Source organism: Mycobacterium shottsii (genome assembly GCF_010728525.1).
In the GTDB taxonomy this organism is placed as follows: domain Bacteria; phylum Actinomycetota; class Actinomycetes; order Mycobacteriales; family Mycobacteriaceae; genus Mycobacterium; species Mycobacterium marinum.
The window spans coordinates 2,762,845-2,776,806 of sequence record NZ_AP022572.1 but is presented as its reverse complement, the minus strand read 5'-3'; the positions used below and the strand labels follow the sequence as shown (position 1 = coordinate 2,776,806).

Annotated in this window: 15 protein-coding genes and 3 pseudogenes; 9 read left to right on the top strand and 9 right to left on the bottom strand. The window is 64.8% G+C overall.

What is annotated here, in order from left to right:
- Positions 1–8 precede the first annotated feature (8 nt).
- Positions 9–1,495 (top strand): annotated as a pseudogene (locus G6N41_RS13025) (amino acid permease).
- Positions 1,496–1,510: 15 nt separating this feature from the next.
- Here the strand turns inward: G6N41_RS13025 and truA are convergent.
- From truA to infA, 8 genes are all read right to left on the bottom strand, one after another.
- A complete protein-coding gene (gene truA / locus G6N41_RS13020; RefSeq protein WP_407663812.1) occupies positions 1,511–2,428 on the bottom strand; it encodes a tRNA pseudouridine(38-40) synthase TruA in 918 nt (305 codons plus the stop codon).
- Entirely contained in the window at positions 2,352–2,924 is a 573-nt protein-coding gene (gene rplQ / locus G6N41_RS13015) for a 50S ribosomal protein L17 (protein WP_198967564.1), read from the bottom strand. The genes truA and rplQ overlap by 77 nt, the downstream gene beginning before the upstream one ends.
- 60 nt (positions 2,925–2,984) lie before the next feature.
- The gene (locus G6N41_RS13010) at positions 2,985–4,028 is read right to left on the bottom strand and encodes a DNA-directed RNA polymerase subunit alpha (protein ID WP_198967563.1); all 1,044 of its coding nucleotides are present in this window, start codon (positions 4,026–4,028) and stop codon (positions 2,985–2,987) included.
- A gap of 85 nt (positions 4,029–4,113) precedes the next feature.
- Positions 4,114–4,719 carry a 30S ribosomal protein S4 gene (rpsD, locus tag G6N41_RS13005; protein ID WP_012392977.1) on the bottom strand — a complete coding sequence of 202 codons (606 nt, stop codon included), beginning with the start codon at positions 4,717–4,719 and terminating at the stop codon, positions 4,114–4,116.
- Between the two features lie 24 nt (positions 4,720–4,743).
- Positions 4,744–5,160, bottom strand: coding sequence for a 30S ribosomal protein S11 (gene rpsK, locus G6N41_RS13000; protein WP_011739107.1), 417 nt, complete (start codon positions 5,158–5,160; stop codon positions 4,744–4,746).
- 3 nt (positions 5,161–5,163) lie between these two features.
- Entirely contained in the window at positions 5,164–5,538 is a 375-nt protein-coding gene (rpsM, locus tag G6N41_RS12995; protein ID WP_198967562.1) for a 30S ribosomal protein S13, read from the bottom strand.
- A gap of 190 nt (positions 5,539–5,728) precedes the next feature.
- The gene (gene rpmJ, locus G6N41_RS12990) at positions 5,729–5,842 is read right to left on the bottom strand and encodes a 50S ribosomal protein L36 (protein ID WP_003879483.1); all 114 of its coding nucleotides are present in this window, start codon (positions 5,840–5,842) and stop codon (positions 5,729–5,731) included.
- A gap of 33 nt (positions 5,843–5,875) precedes the next feature.
- A complete protein-coding gene (gene infA / locus G6N41_RS12985) occupies positions 5,876–6,097 on the bottom strand; it encodes a translation initiation factor IF-1 (protein WP_003418601.1) in 222 nt (73 codons plus the stop codon).
- Between the two features lie 298 nt (positions 6,098–6,395).
- Here infA and G6N41_RS28555 point away from each other — a divergent pair, with 298 nt between their 5' ends.
- From G6N41_RS28555 to rfbC, 7 genes and pseudogenes are all read left to right on the top strand, one after another.
- Positions 6,396–6,611 (top strand): hypothetical protein, encoded by a 216-nt coding sequence (locus G6N41_RS28555; RefSeq protein WP_198968069.1) that lies wholly within the window; start codon positions 6,396–6,398, stop codon positions 6,609–6,611.
- Positions 6,612–6,683: 72 nt separating this feature from the next.
- Complete coding sequence (locus G6N41_RS28550; protein WP_198965176.1) at positions 6,684–6,965, top strand: hypothetical protein; 282 nt, start codon at positions 6,684–6,686, stop codon at positions 6,963–6,965.
- Entirely contained in the window at positions 6,941–7,657 is a 717-nt protein-coding gene (locus tag G6N41_RS28545) for a hypothetical protein (protein WP_231608953.1), read from the top strand. The genes G6N41_RS28550 and G6N41_RS28545 overlap by 25 nt, the downstream gene beginning before the upstream one ends.
- Before the next feature lie 128 nt (positions 7,658–7,785).
- Positions 7,786–8,682: an LLM class F420-dependent oxidoreductase gene (locus G6N41_RS12975; protein ID WP_198967561.1), complete on the top strand. Its 897-nt coding sequence runs from the start codon at positions 7,786–7,788 to the stop codon at positions 8,680–8,682.
- 26 nt (positions 8,683–8,708) lie between these two features.
- Positions 8,709–9,587 (top strand): annotated as a pseudogene (locus tag G6N41_RS12970) (LLM class F420-dependent oxidoreductase).
- A gap of 9 nt (positions 9,588–9,596) precedes the next feature.
- A complete protein-coding gene (rfbB, locus tag G6N41_RS12965) occupies positions 9,597–10,592 on the top strand; it encodes a dTDP-glucose 4,6-dehydratase (protein WP_198967560.1) in 996 nt (331 codons plus the stop codon).
- 1 nt (position 10,593) lies between these two features.
- Complete coding sequence (rfbC, locus tag G6N41_RS12960) at positions 10,594–11,199, top strand: dTDP-4-dehydrorhamnose 3,5-epimerase (RefSeq protein ID WP_198967559.1); 606 nt, start codon at positions 10,594–10,596, stop codon at positions 11,197–11,199.
- 10 nt (positions 11,200–11,209) lie between these two features.
- On the opposite strand, the pseudogene G6N41_RS12955 reads toward rfbC, so the two are convergent.
- Positions 11,210–12,083: pseudogene (locus tag G6N41_RS12955) on the bottom strand (IS5 family transposase).
- A gap of 224 nt (positions 12,084–12,307) precedes the next feature.
- On the opposite strand from G6N41_RS12955, the gene G6N41_RS12950 reads away from it, so the two are divergent.
- Positions 12,308–13,870 carry an MFS transporter gene (locus G6N41_RS12950; protein ID WP_198967558.1) on the top strand — a complete coding sequence of 521 codons (1,563 nt, stop codon included), beginning with the start codon at positions 12,308–12,310 and terminating at the stop codon, positions 13,868–13,870.
- The last annotated feature ends 92 nt before the right edge of the window (positions 13,871–13,962 follow it).

Below are 13,962 nucleotides of genomic sequence, written 5' to 3'. Positions count from 1 at the left end.
GCTCATTGATGCCTGAAGATGTTGCTACCTGCCAACCCACCGAATCAACGCCGCATCTTCATCGGGGTCTTTCCAACCGACACATTCAGTTGATCGCCATTGGCGGGGCGATCGGCACCGGCCTGTTCATGGGGTCCGGCCGCACCATCTCGCTGGCCGGCCCGGCGGTGATAGTCGTCTACGCGGTCATTGGGTTTTTCGTCTTCTTCGTGCTGCGCGCGATGGGCGAGCTGCTGTTGTCGAACTTGAACTACAAGTCGTTCGTCGACTGTGCCGCCGACCTTCTGGGTCCCGCGGCCGGCTACTTCATGGGCTGGTCGTACTGGTTCGCCTGGATCGTCGCGGGCATCGCCGATCTCGTTGTCATCACCGGCTATAGCAAGTTCTGGTGGCCGGACGTACCCACCTGGGCGCCGGCACTGGTCACTATCGCCGTCATGCTCTCGATCAACATGTTCGGTGTCAGTAAATTCGGCGAGACGGAATTTTGGTTCGCCCTGATCAAGGTTGCGGCGATCCTCTGCCTCATCACCGTGGGCGCGATCTTGGTCATCACCGGCTTCACCTCGCCCGACGGCGACCGGGCGGCCCTGGCGAATCTCTGGAACGACGGCGGGTTCTTCCCAACCGGGTTCGTCGGTTTGGCGAGCGGGTTTCAGATCGCCTTTTTAGCCGATATCGGAGTGGAACTGGTGGGTGCGGCCGCGGCGGAAGCCGCCGATCCCAGCCGCACGCTCCCCCGTGCGATCAACGCCGTCCCGCTGCGGGTGGCGATCTTTTAATCGGGGCCCTGCTGGCGATCCTCTCCGTCGTCCCGTGGCGACGGTTCGCCAGTGGCAAGTCGCCGTTCGTGACCATGTTCGCCTTGGCCGGACTCGCCGCGGCCGCATCCGTCGTCAACTTTGTCGTCATCACCTCGGCCGCGTCCTCGGCGAACTCCGGCGTGTTCTCCACCGGCCGCATGCTCTATGGCCTGGCCGACGAGGGCAGCGCGCCGGGAATCTTCGGTCGACTCAATCGCCGCGGAGTGCCGGCACCGGCCCTAATCCTCACCGCGGCGCTGTTGTTGTCCGCCATCCCGCTGCTCTCCGCCGGCGGTTCGGTGATGGGTGCCTTCACCCTGATCACCACCATCTCGTCGCTGCTGTTCATGTTCGTCTGGACGATGATCGTGATCAGCTACCTCGTCTATCGGTTCCGACACGCACAATGCCACGCCGATTCGGCTTACAAGATGCCCGGTGGCGTGGTGATGTGCTGGGCCATACTCGGCTTCTTCGTATTCGTGATCTGGACGCTCACCACCGAAACCGAAACCGAAACCGAAACCGCGACCGCATTGGTGTGGTTCCCGCTGTGGTTCGTGATCCTCGGGATCGGCTGGGCGCTCGTCCGGCGCCGCCCCGGCCACCTCGAGCAATACCACCGGTTCCAGGCCGAAATGAACGGCACCACCGCGGGAGTACTCCCGCCCGATGCCTCAGCCCGGACCTAGTCGATACGTAATAAGTCAGTCGGTACGCGAGCGCAGATCGCGGGTAATCAAGACCCGCGATGCGAGCTGGTCATCGGGTGGATAGTCCACCTTGGCCAGGACCAGACCGTGCGCCGGTGCGGCCGCGAAGTCACTGGAACGCGCGGTAGCGGTGAGCAACTCGCGACACCAATCTGGCGTACGCCGGTGTTCGCCCACGGCAAGCATTGCGCCCACCAATGAGCGCACCATCGACCAGCAGAACGCGTCGGCGCTGACCTGCGCGGTGACCAGGTGCCCGTTGCGCGACCAGTCCAACCGTTGCAGGTCACGGATGGTGGTAGCCCCCTCGCGACGGCGGCAGAACGCGGCAAAATTGTGCAGTCCCAATAGCTCTCGGGATGCCACCGTCATCGCATCGATGTCCAGCTCCCGCAGCCATACGGTCACATAGCGAGCCTGCTGCGGCTCGACACCGTAGGGGGCCGTCGACAAGCGGTAGACATAATGGCGGCGAAGTGCCGAAAATCGGGCATCGAAAGCCGTTGGCGCACGCGCGATATCGAGGACGCGCAGATCAGACGGCAAGAAGCGGGCCAAACGTCGCACCAACGGCAGGAATTCCGGATCGCCCGCGCGCGCCGAACGCGAATAGGCGTTCGGCAACGCGTCGACTGGAACATCGGCGTGGGCCACCTGGCCGGTGGCGTGCACCCCCGCATCGGTACGCCCGGCGGCACACAGGCGCACCGGTGTGCGCAAGACCGTCGTCAGCGCCTCATCAAGGACGCCAGCGACCGTACGCTGCCCCGTCTGCGTCGCCCAGCCTGCGAAATCCGTACCGTCGTAGGCAATGTCGAAGCGCAGACGAACTGCGTCACTGATTCTGCGGTGCCTCGTCAGCGTCGGTGTCAGCGGAGCCGGCCTCGGCGTCGGTGGCCTCGGCGTCGGCAGGCGCTGCCTCGGCTTCGGTAGCGGCCACCGCCTCCTCGGCCGCCGGCTCCTCGGCTGCCTGCGGCTCCGAAGGCACGTCCTGCGACGCGGCCTGGGAGGCTTTCACCCGTCGTGCCCGGTCGGCCTCAGACGTCACCGTCTTCTCCCGCACCAACTCGATCACCGCCATCGGGGCGTTGTCGCCCTTGCGCGGTTCGACCTTGATGATGCGGGTGTAGCCGCCCTCACGATCGGCAAAGAACGGCCCGATCTCAGCGAACAGGGTGTGCACCACGTCCTTGTCGCGGATCTTCTTGAGCACCTCGCGCCGATTGTGCAGTGCACCCTTCTTCGCGTGGGTGATCAGCTTCTCCGCGTACGGCCGCAACGCCCGCGCCTTGGGCTCGGTGGTCTTGATTCGGCCGTGCTCGAACAGCGAGGTGGCCAGGTTGGCCAGTAGCGCCTTCTGGTGCGAGGACGACCCGCCGAGGCGAGGGCCTTTGGTGGGCTTGGGCATTGCGGCTATCTCCTATTCGGGGCCGGTCCCCGTATCAGGTAGGACCGGGACGGATCTTGGTTAGAGCTGTTCGGTTTCGGCGTAGTCCTGGTCGTCGTAGGCGCCCTCGGTCGACCAGGTACCGGTGGCCACGTCGTAGCCTGCGACCTCAGACGGGTCGAAGCTCGGCGGGCTGTCCTTGAGCGACAGGCCCAGCTGGTGCAGCTTGACCTTGACCTCATCGATCGACTTCTGACCGAAGTTGCGGATGTCGAGCAAATCCGACTCGGTGCGCGACACCAGTTCGCCGACGGTGTGCACGCCCTCGCGCTTGAGGCAGTTGTACGAGCGCACGGTCAGATCCAGGTCGTCGATCGGAAGTGCGAACGAGGCGATGTGGTCGGCCTCGGCCGGCGACGGCCCGATCTCGATACCTTCGGCCTCGACGTTGAGTTCACGTGCCAGACCGAACAATTCGACGAGCGTCTTGCCCGCAGATGCCAGCGCGTCGCGCGGGGTGATCGAATTCTTGGTCTCGACATCGAGGATCAGCTTGTCGAAGTCGGTGCGCTGCTCGACACGAGTCGCGTCCACCTTGTAGGTGACCTTGAGCACCGGCGAGTAGATGGAATCGACCGGGATGCGGCCGATTTCGGCGCCCGAAGCCCGGTTCTGCACTGCCGGGACGTAACCGCGGCCGCGCTCGACGACGAGCTCGACCTCCAGCTTGCCCTTGTCGTTGAGGGTGGCGATGCGCATGTTGGGGTTGTGCACCGTGACACCGGCCGGCGGCACGATGTCGCCCGCGGTGACCTCACCCGGCCCCTGCTTGCGCAGGTACATGGTGAGCGGCTCGTCTTCCTCCGAAGAAACGACCAGGGCCTTGAGGTTCAGGATGATGTCGGTGACATCTTCCTTGACTCCGGGCACCGTCGTGAACTCGTGCAGCACGCCGTCGATGCGGATGCTGGTGACGGCTGCCCCGGGAATCGAGGACAGCAGCGTGCGACGCAACGAGTTGCCAAGGGTGTAGCCGAATCCGGGTTCCAGCGGTTCGATGACGAACTGGGACCGGCTGTCGGTGAGGACTTCCTCGGACAGAGTCGGCCGCTGAGAGATCAGCATGGTGTTCTTGTTCTCCTTCTCGGCACCCGCTATTTGATGCCGTTAGGTGATCCGTCGCTGCGGCCGCAGCGACGGAAGACGGGGCTTACTTCGAGTAGTACTCGACGATCAGCTGCTCGGTGAGCGGGACCTCGATCTGTGCCCGCTCGGGCAGCTGGTGGATCAGGATGCGCTGACGCTCCCCCACGACCTGCAACCAGCTCGGGATCGGACGGTCACCCGCCGTTTCGCGCGCGATCTGGAACGGCACCGTGTTGAGCGAGTTGTCCCGCACATCGATGATGTCGTACTGCGAAACCCGGTAGCTGGGCACATTGACGTGCACGCCGTTGACGCTGAAGTGCCCGTGGCTGACCAGCTGACGAGCCATCCGGCGGGTACGTGCCAACCCGGCCCGGTATACGACGTTGTCGAGCCGGCTCTCCAGGATCTTCAGCAGTTCCTCACCGGTCTTGCCGGAGTGGCGAACGGCCTCTTCGTAGTAGCGGCGGAACTGCTTTTCCATCACGCCGTAGGTGAAGCGGGCCTTCTGCTTTTCCTGCAACTGCTGGCGGTATTCACTGTCCTTGATCCGGGCGCGACCGTGCTGGCCGGGCGGGTAGGGACGCTTTTCGAATGACTGGTCGCCACCAACGAGGTCGGTGCCCAGCCGGCGCGACTTGCGGGTGACGGGTCCGGTGTAACGAGCCATTGGTATGTCCTCCTAGACCTAGACCTAGACGCGCCGACGCTTGGGCGGGCGGACACCGTTGTGCGGCTGCGGGGTGACATCGGAGATCGCACCGACCTCCAGGCCAGCGGCCTGCAGCGACCGGATCGCGGTCTCGCGGCCCGAACCCGGACCCTTCACGAACACGTCGACCTTGCGGACACCGTGCTCCTGGGCCTTGCGCGCAGCGTTCTCGGCGGCCAGCTGCGCTGCGAACGGTGTCGACTTGCGGGATCCCTTGAAGCCGACGTGACCCGACGACGCCCAGGCGATGACGTTGCCCTGCGGGTCGGTGATCGTCACGATCGTGTTGTTGAACGTGCTCTTGATGTGCGCGGCACCGTGCGGGACGTTCTTCTTTTCCCGGCGGCGGGTCTTCTGGCCCTTCTTGGGGCCCGTGCCGCTGGCTTTCTTCGGTGGCATCGGTTACCTGGCCTTCTTCTTGCCTGCGATGGTGCGCTTGGGGCCCTTGCGGGTCCGCGCGTTGGTCTTGGTGCGCTGGCCACGTACCGGCAAACCACGGCGGTGCCGCAGGCCCTGGTAGCAGCCGATCTCGATCTTGCGACGAATATCGGCCTGCACCTCGCGGCGCAGGTCACCCTCGATCTTCAAGTTCGCTTCGATGTAGTCACGCAGGTGCGTCAGCTGGTCGTCAGTGAGATCGCGAGTGCGCAGGTTACGGTCAATGCCCGTAGCTGCCAAGATCTCGTTCGACCGGGTACAGCCGACGCCGTAGATGTAGGTCAGGGCGATCTCCATCCGCTTGTCGCGCGGTAGATCGACGCCGACTAGTCGAGCCATAGGTGGCGTTTCCTCTTTTTCTCAGCGGAGGTCTTATCCCAGTCCGTTCCCGCAAGGTTTGCGGGGCCCGGCCTCCGTCCGGGCGCGGATGAGCTGGCCCATCACTATTGATGCCAGCCGCTCATTGGTGCTGGGAGGTCTGCATTCAGTTGTCTGCGCTTCGCGCTAGCTAGCTGCTGCTAGCCCTGGTCTACCCCTGCCGCTGCTTGTGGCGCGGATCGGAGCAGATCACCATGACCCGCCCATGCCGACGGATCACCCTGCACTTGTCACAGATCGGCTTGACGCTCGGGTTCACCTTCACGGCAGTCTCGGTCCTGTTCTCTGGGTGGTTTGGCTATTTGTACCGGTACACGATGCGGCCCCTGGACAGGTCGTAGGGAGACAACTCCACCACCACGCGATCCTCGGGCAGGATACGGATGTAGTGCTGCCGCATCTTGCCGCTGATGTGGGCGAGCACCTTGTGGCCGTTCTCCAGCTCAATGCGAAACATGGCATTAGGCAGGGGCTCGACCACGCGACCCTCGACCTCTATGGCACCGTCCTTCTTGGCCATTACTTTCCGGCGATCCTCACTTCTTGTTCGTGCACCTGGTTTGGCGCAGGACCCGTCCTGACCGCAAAACGTGAGCCGGTGGTGGAAATTCCGCGAAACGATCCGAGAAATTTCGGGACTGGGCACGCCAGGAGTCGGCACGAGACGTCGCACCGTCGTCCCACGATACCCGCACTGCCGCGCTCGGCGCAAAACGCCGGCAAGCATCACGAAAATGCCCGTGAAGCGCCCTCGGTGCATCACGTAAAAATGCCCGCGAAACGGTCGATCCTCGGCAGGCATGGGAAGTGGGCTGTCGATGTCGTCTCGGGCCGAGATCACCGCGAAGTTCGCCAGGGGGTATGTGGGGGCGCCGAAGGCGGACAAGGGGCAGATTCTGGATCAGGTGGTGGCGGTCACCGGCTGGTCGCGTGACAACGCCCGGCGGCGGTTGAGGGCGGCGGCCGCGCCGCCGGGAGCGGGTCGGCAGGTCGCCAAACGGACTCGCCGGCAACGCAATCCGAAGTACTCCTAGGATGCGCTCAAGGTGTTGCAGAAGGTGTGGGCGGCCTCAGGCGGGCAGTGCGGCCGGTATCTGGCCGCTTCCATGGCACTTCAGTTGGATGCTCTAGAACGCCACGGCGAACTGGTGGACGGCCGTGACCGTTACGGCCCGGCGGTGCGTGCCGAGCTGTTGGCGATGAGCAGCGCCACGATCGACCGCTACCTGCGCGGCGCCAAGGCCCGCGACCAGATCTCGGGTGTGTCGACGACGAAACCCTCCCGCTGCTGCGGTCCTCGATCACCATCTGCAAAGCAGGCGATGAGGCCGAAGAATCTCCGGGGTTCTTCGAAGGCGACACCGTGGCGCACTGCGGCCCGACACTGAAAGGTGAGTTCGCCCGCACGGTCAACCTCACCGACATGCACATCGGCTGGGTGTTCACCCGCACGGTGCGCAACAACGCCCACCCCCACATCCTGGGCGCCCTCAAAACCGGAATTACTAAAATCCCCTATAAGGTAACGGGTTTGGACTTCGACAACGGCACCGAATTCCTCAATAAGGCGGTCATCAAGTGGGCCGCGGACATGGAGATCTTCTTCACCCGCTCACGACCCTACAAGAAGAACGACCAGGCCACCATCGAGTCCAAAAACAACCACCTCGTGCGTCGCTACGGGTTCTACTACCGCTACGACACCGACGAAGAACGCGCCGTGCTCAACCGGCTGTGGCACCTGGTCAACGACCGGCTCAACTACCTGACCCCCACCATCAAACCCATCAGCTACGGCTGCAGCCGCGACGGTCACCGCCGCCGGCTCTACGACAAGCCCCAGACCCCCCTGGACCGGCTGCTGGCCGCCGGAGTCCTCTCAGCGGCCCAACAAACAGAGCTGCTCACCTACCGCAACAGCCTCAACCCCGCCGCGATCGCCCACCAGATCGCCGACCTGCAAGCCGCCCTGCTCAGACTCGCCAAAGACAAGACCGAACAGCTCTACCTCGCCGCCATACCCGCCGCTCTACCCGCCCTCAAAGCCGGCATCCGCATCAAAAGCAAGACCACCACCTGACCCCGATTTCGCGGGCATTCCTTACCTGATGCATGAACCAGGTTTCGCAGGCATCTTGACTTGATGCATCACGAACGCCACAAAGCCGGGCCGGAATAGCCGCCCCGACCCAGCCGGTTGGACCTACCATGCCCGACCCTGAGACCGACTCTGACACCAGATCTTCCGCGAGCCCAGCCGCCGGTAAGCCCAACCTCTGCCGGTTCGGATCCTTCGGCCGCGGTGTCACCCCGGCCCAGGCCAGAGACATCGAAGCGCTGGGCTACGGAGCGGTCTGGGTCGGCGGGTCACCGCCGGCGGAACTGGCCTGGGTGGAACCGATCCTGGCGGCCACCACCACGCTGCAGGTAGCCACCGGCATCGTCAACATCTGGTCGGCACCCGCCAAGCCGGTAGCCGAGTCGTTTCATCGCATCGAGGCCGCCTACCCCGGCCGTTTCCTGCTGGGAATCGGCGTGGGCCACCCGGAAGCGATCACCGAGTACCACAGCACCGGCAACGCGGTGGACGCCCTCATCGAGTACCTCAACAGGCTCGACGACTACGGGGTGCCGGCCAACCGACGGGTGGTGGCGGCGCTGGGCCCGCGGGTGCTGCGGCTCGCGGCGCGACGCAGCGCCGGCGCGCACCCCTACCTGACCACACCGGAGCACACCGCCGCGGCCCGCGAACTCATCGGCCCGTCGGCGTTTCTGGCTCCCGAACACAAAGTGGTGCTGACCACCGACGCGCAACGGGCGCGTGCGGTCGGGCGCAAGGCCCTCGACATCTATCTCAACCTGGCGAACTACCTCAACAGCTGGAAGCGGCTGGGCTTCAGCGAGCGCGACATCGCCCGCCCGGGCAGTGACCGCCTGGTTGACGCCGTGGTCGCCTACGGCACTCCCGCGGCCATCGCGGCGCGCCTCAACGAACACCTGCAAGCCGGCGCCGACCACGTCCCCGTACAAGTCCTGACCAAAAGTGAGAACCTGGTACCAGCGCTCGCCGAGTTGGCCGGGCCGCTCGGGCTGACCGGCGCCTGAGCTTCAAGCAGGCACGGGGGAACCAGATGAACAACGCAGTTTCACTCAAACCCGAGCTGGGCCGGTTCGGCGTATGGCTGGGTAGCCGCTCCATCACCCCCGAACTCGTCGGGCAGATCGAATCACTCGGCTACGGCGCGGCCTGGATCGGCGCATCACCGGACGCCGATCTGGCTTGGGTCGAGCCCGCCTTGGAGCAGACCACATCACTGCAGCTGGCGACCGGGATCGTCAATATCTGGTCGGCGCCGGCCGATGAGGTGGCGGCATCGTATCAGCGGATCGAGAGCGCCCACCCGGGCCGGTTTCTGCTGGGTGTCGGGGTAGGCCATCCCGAGCACACCCAGGAGTATCAGAAACCCTATGACGCGCTGGTGGCCTATCTCGACGACCTGGACAAGGCGATGGTGCCGGACAGCAGGCGGGTATTGGCGGCGCTGGGCCCCAGAATGTTGCGCCTGGCCGCGCAGCGTAGCGCCGGCGCCCACCCGTATCTGACCACGCCCGAGCACACCGGCACCGCCCGCCAGTTGGTCGGCAACACCGTGTTCCTGGCGCCCGAACACAAAGTCGTGCTCACCACCGACGCGGCGCAAGCCCGCGCGGTGGGCCGCAAGTTCATCGATTTCTAACTGGGACTGAGCAACTACCTGGGACTGAGCAACTACGTGAACAACTGGCTGAAGCTGGGCTTCACCAAAGACGACGTGCGCAAGCCCGGTAGCGACAGATTGATCGACGCCCTGGTGGCCTACGGCACCCCTGATCAGATCGCCCGGCGGCTCGGCGAACACCTCGAAGCCGGCGCCGACCATGTGGCGATTCAGGTGCTGCGCCCGTCCCGGGAGGACAATCCGATGGCGGCGCTGACCGAACTGTCAGGGGCGCTCGGGCTCACCCGTTAGGGTTTGACCATGCGACTGCTAGTCACCGGTGGAGCGGGCTTCATCGGCGCGAACTTTGTGCACAGCAGCGTGCGCGAGTACCCCGACGACGCGGTGACCGTGCTCGACTCCCTGACCTATGCCGGCCGGCGCGAATCGTTGGCCGATCTCGAAGACGCCATCAGGCTGGTCGAGGGCGACATCACCGATGCCGAGCTGGTTTCCCAGCTGGTGGCCGAGTCCGACGCGGTGGTGCATTTCGCCGCCGAATCCCACGTCGACAATGCGCTGGACAACCCGGAACCATTCGTGCACACCAACGTGCTCGGGACCTTCACCATCCTGGAGGCGGTGCGGCGGCACGGCGTACGGCTGCACCACATCTCCACCGACGAGGTGTACGGGGACCTCGAACTGCACGACCCCGCGCGATTCACCGAGGCGACCCCGTACAACCCGTCTAGTCCGTATTCGGCAACCAAGGCCGGCGCGGACATGTTGGTCCGGGCCTGGGTTCGGTCCTATGGCGTGGCGGCCACCATCTCCAACTGCTCCAACAACTACGGCCCGTATCAGCACATCGAGAAGTTCATTCCTCGGCAGATCACCAACGTGCTGACCGGGCGGCGCCCCAAGCTGTATGGCACCGGCGCCAATGTCCGGGACTGGATCCACGTCGACGACCACAACAACGCGGTGCGGCGGATCCTGGAGAAGGGGCAGATCGGCAAGACCTATCTGATCAGCTCCGAAGGCGAGCGCGACAACCTGAGCGTGCTGCGCACGCTGCTGCGGATGATGGATCGCGACCCCGACGACTTCGATCACGTCGTCGACCGCGTCGGCCACGATCTGCGCTATGCCATCGACCCATCTTTGCTCTACAACGAGTTGGCGTGGGCGCCCAAGCACACCGACTTCGAGGAAGGCTTGCGCACCACCATCGACTGGTACCGGGCCAACGAATCATGGTGGCGTCAATTGAAAGACGCCGCAGAAGCCCGCTACCAAGAACGCGGTCAGTGACATGCAGGCACGCGAACTCAAGGTTCCAGGCGCGTGGGAGATCACCCCGACCATCCACGGTGATTCCCGCGGCATGTTTTTCGAATGGCTCACCGACAGCGGGTTCACCGCCTTCTGCGGTCATCGCTTCGACGTCCGCCAAGCCAACTACTCGGTGTCGTCAGCCGGCGTGCTGCGGGGTCTGCACTTCGCCGAGCTGCCCCCCAGCCAGGCCAAGTACGTCACCTGCGTATCCGGCGCGGTGTTCGATGTCGTCGTTGACATCCGTTTGGGTTCACCGACATTCGGCCAGTGGGACTCGGTACTGCTCGACGATCGCCACCGATCGATTTACATCTCCGAAGGACTTGCGCACGGTTTCCTTGCGCTGCAAGACAAATCAACGGTGATGTACATGTGTTCGGCCGAGTACAACCCGCAGCGCGAGCACACGATCTGCGCGACCGACCCCGAACTGGCGATCGACTGGCCCCTGGTCGACGGCGCCCCTCCCAGCCTGTCTGAACGCGATGCGGCGGCCGGCAGCCTCGATGAAGTGCGCGCTTCGGGGGTCCTGCCCACCTGGGAAGAGACCCAGAGGTTCATCGACGGCCTGCGGGGTACCTAGGTCCTGTCTGCTAATTGCGGACGCGGTGGTAGGTGATGATGGCGGCCAGGGTGGCACCGCCGAGGTAGGTCAGGGCGTATTTGTCGTAGCGGGTGGCGACCGCGCGCCAGTGTTTGAGCCGGTTGAAGCTTCGCTCGACGGTGTTGCGGTGCTTGTAGATTCGGCCTGAGAACCCCGGAGGCCGTCCTCTGTTGCGGCCTTTGGCTTTGCGGCGGGTGATCTGGTCGCTGCGCTCGGGGATGGTATGGGCGATCTTGAGCCGGCGCAGCTGTGCCCGCGTCGAGTCATGGGAGTTCGCCTTGTCCGCCAGCAGGCGATACGGGGCGTATGAGTTGCTGCACCGGGCGGCCAGCAGTGGCCAAAGCATCGGATTATCACTGGCTTGACCGGCCGACAGTGCCAGGGTGACCGGACTGCACAGCTGGTCGGTCAAGGCGTGGATCTTGGTAGTCAGCCCGCCGCGGGAATGCCCAATGGCGTGGTCATCGGGCTCATGGAGATATTTCTTGTAATTCGACAGATCCCCCTGTGCGGCGCCCGGGGCGCGCTCCGGCTGCGTGTCGGTGGGCGCGCACACTGGTCGAATCGACCGACAACAGTGCGCCCAGGTCGGCGTCCTCGGCGTCGAGGTCAGAGGCGATCGCCGCGAAGATCCGCGCGTAGATGCCATCGACCGACCAGCGTAGATGCCTCTCGGCCACCGATTGCCAGGGACCGAAGTGCTCGGGCAGGTCACACCACGGAGATCCCGTACGGTAACGCCAGATAATGCCCTCCAGAGTACGTCGATGATCGTTCCACGGCCGGCCACGCCGCCGCCCCGCAGGCAACACCGCCACGATCAGCGACCACAAATCATCAGAAATCGCATGCGTCCGCATCACCCAAACAGCATCAGCCAAAACACCATTCACATTAAGCAGACACGCCCTAGCCAACCCCCGGCCAGCCTCCGCGTGCGAACCGCCCCGCCCGAGCCCAATTGTCGCCGTGGCCGGCGGTACCGACAGCATGGCCGCGCCGAATGCCCGGGTGGCTATCGCTAGCCTTCCAGGCATGCCAACCACACAGATCGCCTGGGACGGCGTCGATGACGGCGAGCCCGCAGGTGAATGAGACTGAGGGCAGGCCGGTAGTCAGGCGTCCCGGTGCGGTGCTGTTCACCGTGTGCGCCGCCCTGTTCTTGGTTGTGGTGGATGTCACCGTGCTGCACGTCGCCGCACCAAGAATCGCCGAGGAGCTGAGTCCCTCACCCACCGAATTCCTGTGGATCGTCGACATCTACCCGCTGATCATGGCTTCATTGATGCTGATGGCGGGAGCCGCTTCAGACCGGTTTGGCCGCAAGCGCCTGCTGATGACTGGTCTGGTGATCTTCGCGCTGGTCTCGATTCCGGCGGCCTTCGCGGCTACACCGTTGATGCTGATCCTGGCCCGTTCGGTGATGGCAGTGGGCGCGGCGATGATCCTTCCCGCCACGGTATCGCTGTTGCGGGTCGCGTTCCCGGACCGCGCCGAACGGATGCGCGCGGTGGGGATCTGGTCTGCGGTGTCGGCGGTGGGGGCGGCGATCGGCCCGTTGATGGGCGGGTTGCTGGTCGAGTACTTCTGGTGGGGCGCGATATTCCTGATCAACGTCCCCCTCGCGCTGCTGGTTCTGCTGCTGGTGTGGCGGCTTGTCCCGGAGTCACGCTCGCAGGCCCGGCTGGTGTTGGACGGTCTCAGCGTCAGCCTGTCGATCGTCGCAGTGCTCACGTCGGTGCTGGCGATCAAGCAGGCGACTCACCACGGGATCGATCCTGCGGCAGTTGGTTACGTCGTCATCGCCGGCGTCGGGTTGTGGTGGTTCATCCGCCGCCAGATCAGCAGGCAGCGCCGCGGGATCGAACCGCTGCTCAACGTGCACTTGTTCACCCGAGCGCCGTTTACCATTGCGGTCCTGGCCGTGCTACTGGCGGTGTTTTCCATCGTCGGCCTAGACCTGGTGTTCGCGCAGTATCTGCAGAATTTTCTCGGCTTCACGCCGATCAAGGCCGCGCTCCTGCTCACGCCGATGGCGGCCGCGACGGTCGTCGGTTCTCTGTCCGCGCATCTGATCGTGGGTCGCTGCGGCACCCGTGTCGCGATCGGCGCCGGCCTCGGCCTTACCGCAAGCGCACTGCTCCCGCTGCTGACCCTGGGCCACAATGGGCAGCTTCTGGTGTTCGTGGGTTCGCTGGCGGTGGTCGGGTTCGCCCTCGATGTGGTGCTGGTTTCGGCAAACGACGCGATCATCTCCGCGGTCTCCGAGGATTACGTCGGCCAAGCCGCCGGTGTCGAAGAAGTCGCCTACGACCTCGGGGGTGGGCTGGGCATTGCGGTGCTGGGCTCCGTCCTCACGGCCACCTATACCGCAGCTTTCGACCCAATTTCGGGGCTGACCGACTCGCAGTTGGCAACCGCTCAGGAGTCCATCCGAACCGCCAATGATCTCGCCGACGCGACCACCGCGCCGGCGCTGGCGTCCCAGATCCGTATTGAGGCGCACACCGCTTTTCTGGCCGGCTTTCACACCACCATCGTGGTCGCGATAGCGATCCTCACCGTAGCCGCCGTGGCCGCCGGCGCCCTGCTCTCGACCAAGACCTTGCCCGAACCGGCCGGCCAAGATGCCCCCGATCCGAGCGCATAGCGCCGGGCCGACCGGCCCGCTACCGCGTCGGCACCACACCTTCGGGACCAGCATCGGCACGCTTGCCACGATGATTGGGGCCATGTTCGTCA

Excerpts from the sequence above, each read along its gene's own strand:
- G6N41_RS28555 (WP_198968069.1), top strand. The coding sequence starts at position 6,396 with ATGTCGTCTCGGGCCGAGATCACCGCGAAGTTCGCCAGGGGGTATGTG.
- rplQ (WP_198967564.1), bottom strand. The coding sequence starts at position 2,924 with ATGCCCAAGCCCACCAAAGGCCCTCGCCTCGGCGGGTCGTCCTCGCAC.
- G6N41_RS13010 (WP_198967563.1), bottom strand. The coding sequence starts at position 4,028 with ATGCTGATCTCTCAGCGGCCGACTCTGTCCGAGGAAGTCCTCACCGAC.
- rpsM (WP_198967562.1), bottom strand. The coding sequence starts at position 5,538 with ATGGCTCGACTAGTCGGCGTCGATCTACCGCGCGACAAGCGGATGGAG.
- rpsD (WP_012392977.1), bottom strand. The coding sequence starts at position 4,719 with ATGGCTCGTTACACCGGACCCGTCACCCGCAAGTCGCGCCGGCTGGGC.
- G6N41_RS28550 (WP_198965176.1), top strand. The coding sequence starts at position 6,684 with ATGGCACTTCAGTTGGATGCTCTAGAACGCCACGGCGAACTGGTGGAC.
- infA (WP_003418601.1), bottom strand. The coding sequence starts at position 6,097 with ATGGCCAAGAAGGACGGTGCCATAGAGGTCGAGGGTCGCGTGGTCGAG.
- rfbB (WP_198967560.1), top strand. The coding sequence starts at position 9,597 with ATGCGACTGCTAGTCACCGGTGGAGCGGGCTTCATCGGCGCGAACTTT.
- rfbC (WP_198967559.1), top strand. The coding sequence starts at position 10,594 with ATGCAGGCACGCGAACTCAAGGTTCCAGGCGCGTGGGAGATCACCCCG.
- G6N41_RS12975 (WP_198967561.1), top strand. The coding sequence starts at position 7,786 with ATGCCCGACCCTGAGACCGACTCTGACACCAGATCTTCCGCGAGCCCA.
- rpsK (WP_011739107.1), bottom strand. The coding sequence starts at position 5,160 with ATGCCACCGAAGAAAGCCAGCGGCACGGGCCCCAAGAAGGGCCAGAAG.